Source organism: Lysinibacillus telephonicus (genome assembly GCF_003966145.1).
GTDB lineage: Bacteria > Bacillota > Bacilli > Bacillales_A > Planococcaceae > Ureibacillus > Ureibacillus telephonicus.
Window position 1 is genome coordinate 17,271 of record NZ_RXNR01000025.1, and the last position, 13,135, is coordinate 30,405.

The 13,135-nt window shown below is 36.1% G+C and carries 10 protein-coding genes and 1 other annotated feature; all 10 genes read left to right on the plus strand.

Annotated elements, in window-relative coordinates; all coding sequences use genetic code 11:
* Window positions 1–23 precede the first annotated feature (23 nt).
* The 10 genes from EKG35_RS10345 to EKG35_RS10390 all read left to right on the plus strand — a co-directional run bounded on the left by EKG35_RS10345 (window position 24) and on the right by EKG35_RS10390 (window position 13,034).
* Window positions 24–1,460 (plus strand): aldehyde dehydrogenase family protein, encoded by a 1,437-nt coding sequence (locus EKG35_RS10345; protein ID WP_126294376.1) that lies wholly within the window; start codon window positions 24–26, stop codon window positions 1,458–1,460.
* Between the two features lie 14 nt (window positions 1,461–1,474).
* The gene (locus EKG35_RS10350) at window positions 1,475–2,602 is read left to right on the plus strand and encodes a zinc-dependent alcohol dehydrogenase family protein (protein WP_126294377.1); all 1,128 of its coding nucleotides are present in this window, start codon (window positions 1,475–1,477) and stop codon (window positions 2,600–2,602) included.
* Window positions 2,603–2,612: 10 nt separating this feature from the next.
* On the plus strand, window positions 2,613–3,956 hold the full coding sequence (locus tag EKG35_RS10355) for an MmgE/PrpD family protein (RefSeq protein ID WP_126294378.1): 1,344 nt from the start codon (window positions 2,613–2,615) through the stop codon (window positions 3,954–3,956).
* A gap of 136 nt (window positions 3,957–4,092) precedes the next feature.
* Window positions 4,093–5,850, plus strand: a complete 1,758-nt coding sequence (gene recQ / locus EKG35_RS10360; RefSeq protein ID WP_126294379.1) for a DNA helicase RecQ — start codon at window positions 4,093–4,095, stop codon at window positions 5,848–5,850.
* A gap of 452 nt (window positions 5,851–6,302) precedes the next feature.
* The gene (locus tag EKG35_RS10365; RefSeq protein WP_126294380.1) at window positions 6,303–7,088 is read left to right on the plus strand and encodes an IclR family transcriptional regulator; all 786 of its coding nucleotides are present in this window, start codon (window positions 6,303–6,305) and stop codon (window positions 7,086–7,088) included.
* Between the two features lie 147 nt (window positions 7,089–7,235).
* Complete coding sequence (locus EKG35_RS10370; protein ID WP_126294381.1) at window positions 7,236–8,393, plus strand: 2-keto-3-deoxygluconate permease; 1,158 nt, start codon at window positions 7,236–7,238, stop codon at window positions 8,391–8,393.
* A complete protein-coding gene (locus EKG35_RS10375; RefSeq protein ID WP_185807715.1) occupies window positions 8,386–9,501 on the plus strand; it encodes a UxaA family hydrolase in 1,116 nt (371 codons plus the stop codon). Before EKG35_RS10370 ends, EKG35_RS10375 begins: the two co-directional genes overlap by 8 nt.
* 34 nt (window positions 9,502–9,535) lie before the next feature.
* The gene (locus EKG35_RS10380; protein ID WP_246020310.1) at window positions 9,536–9,835 is read left to right on the plus strand and encodes a UxaA family hydrolase; all 300 of its coding nucleotides are present in this window, start codon (window positions 9,536–9,538) and stop codon (window positions 9,833–9,835) included.
* Between the two features lie 14 nt (window positions 9,836–9,849).
* Window positions 9,850–11,007 (plus strand): UxaA family hydrolase, encoded by a 1,158-nt coding sequence (locus tag EKG35_RS10385; RefSeq protein ID WP_126294384.1) that lies wholly within the window; start codon window positions 9,850–9,852, stop codon window positions 11,005–11,007.
* A gap of 162 nt (window positions 11,008–11,169) precedes the next feature.
* Window positions 11,170–11,410 (plus strand) — a binding site (T-box leader).
* Window positions 11,411–11,465: 55 nt separating this feature from the next.
* A complete protein-coding gene (locus tag EKG35_RS10390; RefSeq protein WP_126294385.1) occupies window positions 11,466–13,034 on the plus strand; it encodes a 2-isopropylmalate synthase in 1,569 nt (522 codons plus the stop codon).
* Window positions 13,035–13,135 lie beyond the last annotated feature (101 nt).

Below are 13,135 nucleotides of genomic sequence, written 5' to 3' on the forward strand. Positions count from 1 at the left end.
AAACAATAGTAGGAGGTGTTTATATGCTTCGATACGGTTCTTTTGTCGGAAATGAAGAGCTGAAAAATGGTGATAGAAAAATAATAGAAGTACTGAATCCGTATGATCACAACAAAATTGGTGAAATACTTAGCGCGACAAAGGAAGAAGTTTCTCTTGCGGTTGAGAATGCTCATGAAGTATTTCAAAACACAATGAAAACAATGCCTGCACATGCCCGAAGCTTAATATTACGTAAAGCTGCAGTGCTTTTAGAGGAAAGACAAGAACAATTTGCACAGCTGCTTGTAAAAGAGGCTGGTAAACCAATCGTCGAAGCACGTGGAGAAGTAGGTAGAGCAATCCAAGTATTGCAATTTGCTTCTGAAGGTGCCAAAAATTTAAATGGAGAACAAATTGTACTAGATAATGCCATTGGAGGGGAATCCCAATTAGGCTTAGCAAAAAGAGTACCAATTGGTGTGATTGCAGCGATAACACCATTTAATTTTCCACTAAATCTTGTACTGCATAAAGTAGCGCCTGCTATTGCTGCTGGTAATACGATTGTTTTAAAGCCCGCTGAAAAAACGCCATTTTCTTCAGTTGCATTATATGAACTATTAAAGGAAGCTGGTTTACCGTCCGGTGCTTTAAATATCGTAAACGGTGCTGGTGTTGATTTAGTTGAAACACTTGTGACACATCCGCTTGTTAAAAAGGTAACTTTTACTGGAAGTGGGGCAGTGGGATGGAAAATCCAAGAGATGGCTAAGGGCAAGAAGGTGACGTTAGAGCTAGGTTCGAATGCACCAAATATCATATTTGAAGATGCTAATATCGACAATGCTGTAAATGCAATTTTAATGGGAGGTTATACGTTTGCTGGGCAAGCTTGTGTTTCAGCACAACGTATTTACGTCCATCACTCTATTTACGATACATTTTTAGAAAAAATAATTGATAGAGTTTCACAGTTAAAAATCGGAAACCCTATGGAGGAGTCAACACAATTAGGTCCGATGATTACCGAGGATGCAGCCATCAGAGCGGAGCAATGGATTAATGAAGCAGTTCAAGATGGGGCTATAGTACGAACAGGTGGCAAAAGAAATGGATCTATTTTAGAACCTACTATTATTGAAAAAGTAACTCGGGAAATGAAAGTTGTTTGCGCGGAAGTATTTGCACCAATTATTGCCGTTATGCCATTTACTAACGAGGAAGAGGTTATTGAGTTGGCAAACGATTCACAATATGGGCTTCAGGCAGGTGTTTTCACAAATGATATTAACCGCGCATTAAAAATTGCAGACCGTTTGGAAATGGGCGGCGTTTGGATTAATGAAGTATCTGTAAAACGTTATGATCACATTCCATATGGGGGAGTAAAACAAAGTGGAATGGGGAAGGAAGGTATACATTATTCCATTCAAGAAATGACAGATATCAAATTTATTGGAATTAAAATTTTACCATAAAGGGGATATGGAAAATGAAAATTCAATCGGCAATTTTACGTTCATCTGGAGTACAGCATCCATATGCAGAAAGTAAGCCAATTCAAATTGAAACGGTGGAACTTGATTCGCCTCAAGCAGGAGAAGTCCTTGTAAAAATAAAAGCGGCAAGTCTTTGCCACTCAGATTTATCCGTTATTAATGGAAGCCGTCCACGTCCACTTCCAATGGCATTGGGTCATGAAGCTTCTGGAGTAGTAGAGCAAGTAGGCGAAGGGGTAACAAATTTTTCACCGGGGGATAAAGTAATTTGTGTGTTTGTTCCTAGCTGCGGACATTGTATTCCTTGCTCAGAAGGACGTCCAGCACTTTGTGAGCCTGGTGCAGAGGCGAATGGAGCAGGTACATTGTTGGGCGGTGGAGTTCGCATTCACTCTGAAACAGAGGATATTGGCCATCATGTTGGCGTTTCTGCTTTTTCAGAATACGTTGTTGTATCAGAAAATTCCCTCGTAAAAGTAGATGAAGATTTACCATTTGAAAAGCTTGCTTTATTTGGCTGTGCGGTTATTACAGGGGTAGGAGCTGTTGTCAATACAGCCAATATTAAACTCGGCAGTACTGTCGCAGTTGTTGGTTTAGGCGGAATTGGATTAAGTGCGCTGCTGGGAGCAATTGCTTCAGGTGCTCGTGAGGTAATAGCCATCGATATTAATGAAAATAAATTAAAGCAAGCAAAAGAATTGGGTGCTACCGCTGTGTTCAACTCTAGAGATACTGATGTTGTTGATCAAGTAAAAGCATATACAAATGGCGGAGTTGATTTTGCATTTGAAACTGCTGGTGTTGTTGCAGCAATGGACGTAGCATATGCAATTACAAAACGTGGAGGTACTACAACAACTACTGGATTACCTCACCCAGAACATAAATTCGCATTTCCATATGTATCATTAACTGCAGAAGAAAAAACGTTAAAGGGCTCATATATCGGCAGTTGTGTTCCGAAACGTGATATCCCTCGTTTTATTCATATGATGAAACAAGGTCGTTTACCAGTTGATAAATTATTATCAAATATTATTTCGCTAGAAGAAATTAATGAAGGTTTCGATTTATTAGCAAAAGGCGACTCTTCACGAATCATAATAAAAATGGACTGAGGTGTTTTAATTGATTAGCAAACAAATAGCACAATACGTAGCAGCACTATCATATGATCAGTTACCTGAAGAAGTTGTAAAGTTTACAAAGCTTTGTATTTTAGATTACTTTTCTTCCCTAATAAAAGGTAGGGATGCCAAACCGGTACAAATAATGAGCGAAGTTGTTCAACAGCTTGGTGGAACCACGCAGGCAACCACGATAACAGGGCTGAAAACAAATGTAGCAAATGCTGCGTTTGTCAACGGTGGTGCTAGTCATGTGATTGAATTAGATGATATTCATAAAGCATCGATTGTCCATGCGGCAACTGTCATTATGCCTGCTGCAATAGCAGTTGCAGAATGGAAACAGCTTTCTGGAAAAGAATTAATTACGGCAATTGTTGCAGGTTATGAAATTGCCTTTCGGGTAGGAGAAACTGTATCTCCATCTCACTACTACTATTTCCATAATACTGCTACGTGTGGAACGTTTGGTGCTACTGTCGCAGTTGCAAAGCTATTAAACTTATCAGAAATTCAGATAATTGAAGCTTTAGGATCTGCTGGAACACAAGCGGCCGGGCTTTGGGAGTTTATCGAAGATGGTGCGATGAGCAAGCAGCTGCATCCTGGAAAAGCAGCAATGCATGGAGTATTAAGCTGTTTTCTAGCAGAAAAAGGATTTACGGGAGCGAAGCAAATTTTTGAAGGGCGTAGAGGATTTTTTGAAGCAATGGCAGATGAATATGACCAAACTAAAATGACGATGGGTTTAGGTGAGCAATATAAAATTATCGAAAACTCATTTAAAGTGCATGCTTCTTGCCGCCATACTCATTCTGTTATGGATCTGCTTGTGAGTTATTATAAAAAAGTAAAAGAGAAAGACATTGCCACAATTGAAAAAATCCAAATTGGAACATATGAAGTTGCTTTAAATATAACGGATGATCCAAATCCCAATACGATTTATGCAGCAAAATTTAGCTTGCAATTTTGTGCAGCCTTAGCACTCCTAACAGGTTCAGGGGGATATAATAGCTTTAATGAAAAAACACTGCAGGATTCTTCTATACGTGAACTCATGAAAAAAATTGAAGTATATGTTCATGAGGAAATTAATGAGGCATACCCGATTGAATGGGGGGCTACAGTTAAAGTTTATTGGAGTAATGGTGAAATAGATGAAATGACAAGTCAATATCCAGTAGGAGATCCTGAAAATCCAGTAAACGAAGAAACATTGCTATTAAAATTCCACGAATTAGCAAGTAATTATAGTGGAAATAAAAGAGATAAAATAATAGAAATAATATTGAATCTTGATGAATATAAATCCAGTGATTTAATGGATGCCATTTCAAGTTAAATAATTAACAATTTTTTTAACCTACTGTCGAATTTTTGGTTCGACAGTAGGTTTTTATAATGAGTAATTATATCTCCGTGTTTGTCTAGCTTCATTCTAGTATAATGGTGATAACAAAAAAACTGAGAGGTACAATATGTTACAACAAGCAAGACAAGTATTAAAACAATATTTTGGCTATGATTCATTTAGAATCGGACAAGAGCAAGTAATACAAAATGTATTAGAGGGGCGTGATACATTATGTGTTATGCCTACTGGTGGTGGGAAATCAGTATGCTATCAAATTCCATCACTATGCTCAGATGGAACTACCATTGTCATATCACCGCTTATTTCTTTAATGAAGGACCAAGTAGACATTTTACGTTCTAATGGGATTCCAGCAGCATTTATTAATAGCTCTTTAACGTACAGTCAAATTGACCAAACAATGGAAGATGTTCGCAATGGATTAACTAAACTACTTTATATTGCACCTGAACGGCTAGAAAACGAATCATTTTGTAAAGAACTTTCCCAATTAAACGTCCCTTTTGTGGCGATAGATGAGGCACATTGTATATCGCAATGGGGACATGATTTTAGACCGAGTTATCGAATCATCTCTAACCTCGTATCCCTATGGAACAAAAAACCAACATTGATTGCATTAACTGCAACCGCTACACCCTCTGTAATCGATGATATTTGTTCATTGTTAGCTATTGATGAAGAGGATGTCTACATAACTGGCTTTTCCCGTGAAAATCTATCATTCAAAGTATTAGTTGGTGTGGATAAGGATAAGTATGTCAAAAAATACATTCAAAGCTATCCAAATGAGACAGGAATTATTTATGCTGCAACGAGAAAATCGGTAGAAAGTGTATATGAAATGTTATTAAAATCAGGGGTTCGGGTTGCAAAATATCATGCGGGTATGACTGAAACAGAGAGAACGAAAGAACAAAATCGTTTTTTAAATGATGAGGTTCAAATAATTGTTGCTACGAATGCATTTGGAATGGGTATAAACAAAACGAATGTTCGCTTCGTGATTCACTATCAAATGCCGAGAAATATGGAAAGCTATTATCAAGAAGCAGGCAGGGCAGGAAGAGATGGCTTACCGAGTGAATGTATTTTGTTGTATAGCTCTGTAGATGAGCAGACCCAACGTTTTTTAATCGATCAATCACTAGACCGTTCTCGGATTCCATTTGAATTAAAAAAATTACAAACAATGGTAGATTATTGTCATACACAACATTGCTTACAAGCATACATTGTTGAATATTTTGGAGAACAAGTATCACAAGAATGTGGGCAATGTGGCAATTGTACTGATGAACGTCCGAAAACAGATGTAACAGAAGAGACTCAAAAGGTTTTATCCTGCGTTGTAAGAATGGGTCAGAAGTTTGGCAAGACAATTACTGCAGATGTATTAGCAGGAGCACGCAATAAAAAGGTTGTAGACTTTAAGCATTTATCAACATATGGCATATTAAAGCCAATGTCTTCAAAGGAAGTTTCAAGATTCATCGAATTTTTAATTGCCGAAAAGCTTTTATCTGTTAAACCAGGTCAATATCCTACGATTTACGTTTCAGAAAAAGGAAAAGAAGTATTAATTGGTGATAGAAAAGTATTAAGACGATTAAGTGAGGAGCCGAAAGTCGTTATAAAAGATGATCCATTATTTGAACATTTGCGTGCCCTTCGAAAACAAATAGCAGATCGAGAGAGCGTACCACCGTTTGTAGTATTTTCCGATAAAACATTAAGAGACATGTGCGAAAAGAAACCGATAGATGAAGAATCATTTTTGGACGTAAGTGGAGTTGGACAAAATAAACTAGAAAGATATGGGGAAGTGTTTATTGAAGCTATAAGAGAATTTGTTTCATAAATTTATATAACGGTTTTAAATTTATGAATGCTAAAAATTAGGATATACAGGGTGGCGATTTATATCGAATGAATCAGTGGATTGTATATTTTATTTGTAATAGTCGTAGCAACTATACCCTAAACGAAGTCGTGATTATTAAATATCGCGGCTTCTTTTTATTTCAATACATATGAAATTTTATATTATAAGAATTTAAGTTATTTTTTAGAATTTTTATTCATTAATTAAGAATAATTTATCATTTGCTCGAATAAAAAATAGAATATAATAATTGATGTATTTTAGTAAGCGATAACTATAAAATGACGTTTGATATTATAAAACACAAAAATTTTTTAGATTTTAGACATAGTGTTTTAGATTAATAAAGCATCAAAATAATAAAAGTTATTTTTTAACTAAAAGCAAAAACGCTGTTTTACATTATCAAATCAAAGAGGTGCATTGTTTTGCCAATTATTCAATCCGTAGCAAGATCTTTAGAAATACTCGAATTATTTGATGAAAACACTCGTGAACTTTCAATTAAAGAAATTAGTAATAGGCTTGATTTGCATAAGAGTACCGTTCATTCCTTATTAAAAACATTAATGCATTACGGTTATATCGCTCAAAATACAACAACTAGCGATTATCATCTTGGATGGAAATTGTATGAAAGAGGAAATTTGGTGACGAGTCAGCTTGATTTACGGGCAATAGCTAGAAAACATTTAGAAAAGTTGAATCAACAAACAAATAATACAGTCCACTTAGTACAACTATTAGGCAATGAAGCTGTATATATTGACAAAATTAATGGAACAGGAACTTTAGTTGTCCAATCTCGCATAGGAAAAAGAGTTCAGTTACATTCATCTGCGGTTGGGAAAGTATTAGCAGCACATTTAGATGAAAAAGACTTCAATAAAATTTTCTCTGGCTATCAATTTATAAAGCGAACACAACGTTCAATTGAATCCATGGAAGAATTTTTAGAGGAAATCAAAAAAGTAAGAATGAATCATTTTGCCATAGATAATGAAGAAAATGAAGAAGGCGTCATTTGTTATGCACTACCAATTCGAGATTATACAAAAAAAGTAACAGCGGCAGTAAGTGTCTCGACTCCCAAAGCAATCTTTAATGAAGAGATAGCGGAAAGCAATAAAAAGTATTTGAAACTTTGCGTTGATTATATATCTAAGGAATTGGGATATACCGAATGTTCAATATCAAAGAGGGATTTAGCTTAAAATGGTAGCTTTATAGAATTATATTAACGATGAATAGGGTTAGGGGGGCTGTCAAACGAAGAGTGATCACGCTCACAGTATTCAATAATTTGTAAGCGTTCTCATAAGGGGTGTCTATTTTTTATTTCTTAAAAGGGGGAAATTTAGATGAAAATTAAAGATACGATCGATCGTATCCCGGGGGGCTTAATGATTGTTCCATTGTTTTTAGGAGCTTTGATTAATACAGTGGATCAATTACATCTACCGTTTATTATGGAATTTTTAAAGTCGCTTGGAGTTTCTCCGACAGCAGATGGGCATTATGAGTTTTTAAGAATCGGAGGATTTTCTGAAGCTTTATTTAAAAATGGGGCAAATACGTTATGTGCGCTTTTCTTATTCTGTGCTGGCAGTCAGATGAATCTTCGAGTGGGAGGAATTGCTCTTAAAAAGGGAGTTATTTTAACAACATCAAAATATGCGGCAGGAATTACAATCGGATTTATTTGGGGTATATTATCTGACCCTGTTAGCGGATTTCTTGGGTTATCTACAATGGCGATAATTGCAGCAATGACAAATGGGAATGGTGGTATGTATGCAGCTTTAACTGGACAATATGGAAATCGTTCTGATGTAGGTGCAACTGCAGTACTTTCATTAAATGACGGACCATTTTTTACATTAATGGCACTAGGAATGATGGGGTCGCAATTTCCAATCATTGCTTTTGTAGCTGTGCTTTTACCAATTGCGATTGGAATGCTATTAGGCAATCTTGATCCTAAAGTACGAGACTTTTTAGCCCCTGCTGAAAATATAGTTATTCCATTTTTCGCATTTGCTTTAGGTGCAAATATGAATTTAAAGAATTTCTTCAATTCTGAAGTAGTATTAGCAGGTCTTGTATTAGCTTTAATGACAATAATTATTTCTGGTGGTTTTATGGTAATAGCATTTAAAATCTTCAAACAAAAAAGCTATATTGCACCTTGGGCTGAAGCATCAACTGCCGGTAATGCCGTGGCAACTCCAGCAGCTATTGCCGCTGCTGCAACAGTAGCCAGTGGAACGGGATTAATGACTGCCGCTGAGGCGCAAGTTTATCAAGATATTGTAGCCATCGCAACTGCGCAAATTTCAGTTGCAACTATTACAACAGCTCTTTTAGTACCATTCGCTGTTATACTAGCTGACAAATATCAAAGAAAAAGAGGCATTATTGGAACGTTAGAAGACGATGAATTACGGAAATCATTAGAACGACAAAATACTGTTAAATCGGTTCCGGAAAGAGGACTTGGGGGTGTGCAAGGTGAGTAAAACATTCAAGGGATATGTCCGTGATAACCATTCAGTAGGTACACGAAATTATATAGGTGTCATTTCTACAGTTGTTTGTTCAAGTGTTGTAACAAGGGATATTGCGAAAACAATACCCGAAGGAATCCCTGTTGTCCATGCAAACGGCTGCGCTCAATTAGGAGATGACTTTAAATTAACGAAAAATACATTAAAAGGGGTTGTTGCAAATCCAAATATTTATGCATCACTTTTAGTAGGCTTAGGTTGCGAAACAAACCAAGTTTCAATTCTATTAGATGAAACAATAGATTCAAAGCCTAAAGCTGGTTTCAGCATTCAACAAATGGCTGGTGGAACAAATACATTACAACAAGGGTCGAAAATTGTTCGCGAATGGTCAAATAGTTTGAAAGAACTACAACGCACAGAAATACCTATTTCTAACTTGAAACTAGGTATACTCCCTATTGATTTAACAGTTGAAGACTATGTTTTCGCATCGAAAACAATTTTGGCTACTATTCAATCACTTGTTGAACAAAAAGCAACAGTCGTATTAGGCATGACAGATAAAATGGAAAGAGTATTAGAAAATGTTCAACATCAAGCGAATGACGAAGTAGTAAAGCAACAATTACTTGCAATTAGTTCTAGTAAAACAAGGCAAACTTGGGACAAAGTCAATCCTAATGAGAGTAACTATCTCAAATATAATGAGGCAGATTTAGCATTAGGAAAAGCAGAGCTTGAATTTATTAAAGACGTTCCAATTCAATCAATTGTTAAATATGCAGAAATACCTAAGAGCAGCGGACTTCATTTAGCACTAATGCCGAACAATGTTATTGAAAGCGCTTCAAATCTAGTGGCTAGTGGCTGTAATTTAATTATCTTCTTAACCATTCGTCCAATATTTACAGGTACAATTGCAGTACCCTGTATGACAGTAGGAATTCAACAGAAAAAAGATGTAAGTATGGAAATGATAGATTACGTAATTAATAGGGATTCAACTCCAGTTCAGCTAATTGAAGAGATGATTGAAGTGGCTTCAGGAAAATTAACAAAACTAGAAACATTTAAACTAGAAGAATTTGCTATTTCACATATTGGTACAACGTTTTAATAAACTTGATGGAAGGGAGTTTAACGGTTTGAAAGTGAATAATGCAATTAAATTACATCCATCTGACAATGTAGTGGTTGCACTAAATTCGTTAGAGGTTGGTGAACATATTTTAATCGATGAAATTGGTTTAGTTCAAGAAGTAAAAGATAAAATCCCATATGGACACAAAGTTTGTATACAAGAGATTAAAAAGGGTGAAAAAATATTAAAGTATGGTGAATGTATGGGGATTGCAACAAATGATATTAAAGTAGGGCATCATGTTCATGTACACAATGTCCGTGGACTTAAGGAATCGGAAAGGCTAGTGTCTGTCGTAGACTTTGCGTAAAAGGAGAGTGAAGTATGAAGACTTTTAAAGGATATAAACGACCAAATGGAACGTTTGGTGTTCGTAATCATGTGATTGTAATTAATACGGTAGGAGAACTTGCAGGAGTAGCCAATAGATTAGCAGATTTAGTTCCGGGTGTAGTGCCCGTCATTCAACAAGGCGGTACTTCACAATTTCCTGAAGACTCAATGCAAACTATCCGTACAATTAAAGGAACAGTAGGTCATCCAAATATTAATGCTGCTTTAATATTGGGTATGGGTGAAGATGATTTCGCTGAGCAAATCGCGGCAGAACTTAGAGAACAACAATGTAAGGTAAAAGCGATTGTAATTAATAAAAGTACTTCTCTTGAAAAACTGTTAGTAGACGGCAGAGCTTGGTTACAAAAAGTATACGAGGAAAGTCTTGAAGATAAAAGAGTAGATGTGCCAATTACAGAGCTCACAATCGGGTTAGAATGTGGTGGATCAGATGCTTGGTCAGGAATAACAGCGAACCCTGCAATTGGTGTCTGTTCCGACATGATTGTAGATGATGGAGCGACAAGTATTCTAGCTGAAACAACAGAAGCAATTGGTGCTGAGCATATTTTAGCTAGACGAGCAATAAATGAACAAGTTGCAAAAGACTTTTTAACAATTGTCAAAAATTATGAGAACCGTATTTTAGATACTGGAGAGGATATTCGTTCTGCAAATCCAACTCCTGGGAATATGGTGGGTGGCCTTACTACCCTTGAGGAAAAATCTCTTGGTTGTATAAAAAAGGGCGGGAATGCACCGTTACAACAGGTGCTAAAATATGCAGAAAAGCCTTCTGCAAAAGGATTCGTCTTTATGGATACACCAGGTTATGATGTGGAATCAGTAGCAGGACTCGCGGCTGGGGGATGTCAAATTGTATTATTCTCTACAGGAAAAGGTTCTCCTACCGGTTCTCCTATTGTACCAGTAATTAAAATAGGAACAAATCCAAAACTGTATGAAATAATGTCTGAGCATATTGATGTCAATGCAGGAACAATTGTAGAAGGAAAGAAAACTTTACAAGATGTAGGGGAAGAAATTTATAACCTAGTATTAAAAGTTGCAAATGGTGAAAAAACAAAGGCAGAACAGCATCGAAACCAAGAATTTGCCATTTGGCGGCTTGCTCAAAGTATTTAATAAGAAAATGTATTTTTATGGTTTACTACATTTTTAAAAATAAGAATTCATATGTAGAACTCTGCTTTAAAAATGGACTTTAAATTCCGAATAGTATTTGTTTTTCGAAAATAAAGTTGACAACCAGATTTGATGGATATAAAATAGCTAATAATTAAATACCAAAAAGCAAAGATTGGAAATAGTAAAAGGATGTATAAGCTTTTCAGAGAGCCGGTGGTTGGTGAGAATCGGTAGTTATTGCCTTTGAACTCGTCCAAGAGCTACTACCTGAACGTTAAGTAGGGGAGGTCGGTTTCTACCGTTATATAGATAGGTGGTGATAGCTGCCGAAAATGAGTGGATTAATTATGCAATGATTAATCAATTAGAGTGGTACCGCGAGCAATGCCTCGTCTCTATATTTTTATAGAGACGGGGCTTTTTTTATAAATTAAATGATAAGGAGTGTTTCTGAAATGACGAGAAAAATTTGGGTGTTTGATACGACTTTAAGAGATGGTGAGCAAGTTCCAGGGGCAAAACTGAATTTGTATGAAAAGCTGGAAGTAGCACAGCAGCTAAAGAAACTGCGAGTTGATATCATTGAAGCAGGTTTTCCTTCGTCTTCAGCTGGTGATTTTAATGCTGTGAAGGAAATTGCCATGAAAGTAGGAAATACAGACGATATCATGATTACAGCGTTGGCAAGAGCTGTAAAGGCAGATATTGATGCTGTTTATAATAGTGTAAAATATGCCGAAAAACCGTTAATTCATATGGTTTTAGGCACTTCGGACATTCATGTGGAAAAGAAATTTAGAAAATCGAAAGATCAAATTTTAGATATTGGGGTTGAAGCAGTTAAGTATGCAAAAACTCTTCTGCCAGACGTGCAATACTCAACAGAAGATGCCTCTCGCTCCGATTTTGAATATTTATGGAAAACAATTGAAGCTGTCGTGAAGGCAGGAGCAACTATGATTAATGTGCCCGATACAGTTGGCTATGCCGAGCCAGAAGAGTTTGGCGAACTAATCTTTAAATTAAATGATCGTTTGAAGAATTTAAATGATAAAGTACTTTTAAGTGCTCATTGTCATAATGACCTTGGCATGGCAACAGCGAATACGTTAGCGGCAATTAAAAATGGTGCGGATAAAGTTGAATGTACGATTAATGGCATTGGTGAACGAGCAGGTAATGCTGCATTAGAAGAGATTGTCATGGCAATTAATACGCGCTCATCAGTTTATAACGCATATACAAATATTAATATAAAAGAAATTATGAATACATCTAGATTGGTTAGTAGTCTAATGGGGCTTGATGTCCAAGTAAATAAAGCAATTACAGGAGATAATGCTTTTGCACATTCTTCTGGGATTCACCAAGATGGTTTACTAAAATCAAGAGATGCCTATGAAATTATAAGCCCAATTGATGTCGGTTTAGATGATATGGAACTAGTTTTAACTGCACGTTCTGGTCGACATGCGGTGAAAAATGCCCTTGAGAAGCTTGGTTTTAATCAGTTAACTGAGACACAATTTGAAGAAATATTTGAAGATTTTCTTAAATTAGCTGATGTGAAAAAGGAAGTATATAATCATGATTTATATGTAATCGTTGAGAATTATTATGCAAAAAATGATACTCCTAGTGAGGAAATGATACATTATAGTGACAATTTCTATGAATTAATAGACTTGCAAGTGATTAGTAATACAAATTTCCCTTCCGCAAGTGTAAAGATTAAAAAGGGCGATCAAATATTAGAAAGCAGTGCAGTTGGATCAGGTCCGATAGATGCTTTGTATTCTGCTATTACAGAAGTATGTGATTTAGATATCAAGTTGATTGAATACAAAATTAGCAGTGTATCAAGAGGCAAGGAAGCATTAGGGAAAGTAAAGGTACAAGTCGAGCATAAAGGAGAAAAGTATGTTGCTAAGGCAACAGATACAGATATTATGAAAGCTAGTGCATTTGCCTATATCAGCGCGGTAAACAGTATTGTAGTTGAAAAATTGCTTCCAGTTGTATAGAAAACACTCTAATTGTAATTTTCTAGGAAGTATTGACAAAGCCACAACCCTTTAAATGTAAGGAGTTGTGGCTTTTTTAATGGATGGTTTTGATAGGGCTC

Bases quoted from the DNA above. Each gene is read 5' to 3' on its own strand.
- EKG35_RS10345 (WP_126294376.1), top strand. From the start codon at position 24: ATGCTTCGATACGGTTCTTTTGTCGGAAATGAAGAGCTGAAAAATGGT.
- EKG35_RS10350 (WP_126294377.1), top strand. From the start codon at position 1,475: ATGAAAATTCAATCGGCAATTTTACGTTCATCTGGAGTACAGCATCCA.
- recQ (WP_126294379.1), top strand. From the start codon at position 4,093: ATGTTACAACAAGCAAGACAAGTATTAAAACAATATTTTGGCTATGAT.
- EKG35_RS10370 (WP_126294381.1), top strand. From the start codon at position 7,236: ATGAAAATTAAAGATACGATCGATCGTATCCCGGGGGGCTTAATGATT.
- EKG35_RS10385 (WP_126294384.1), top strand. From the start codon at position 9,850: ATGAAGACTTTTAAAGGATATAAACGACCAAATGGAACGTTTGGTGTT.
- EKG35_RS10390 (WP_126294385.1), top strand. From the start codon at position 11,466: ATGACGAGAAAAATTTGGGTGTTTGATACGACTTTAAGAGATGGTGAG.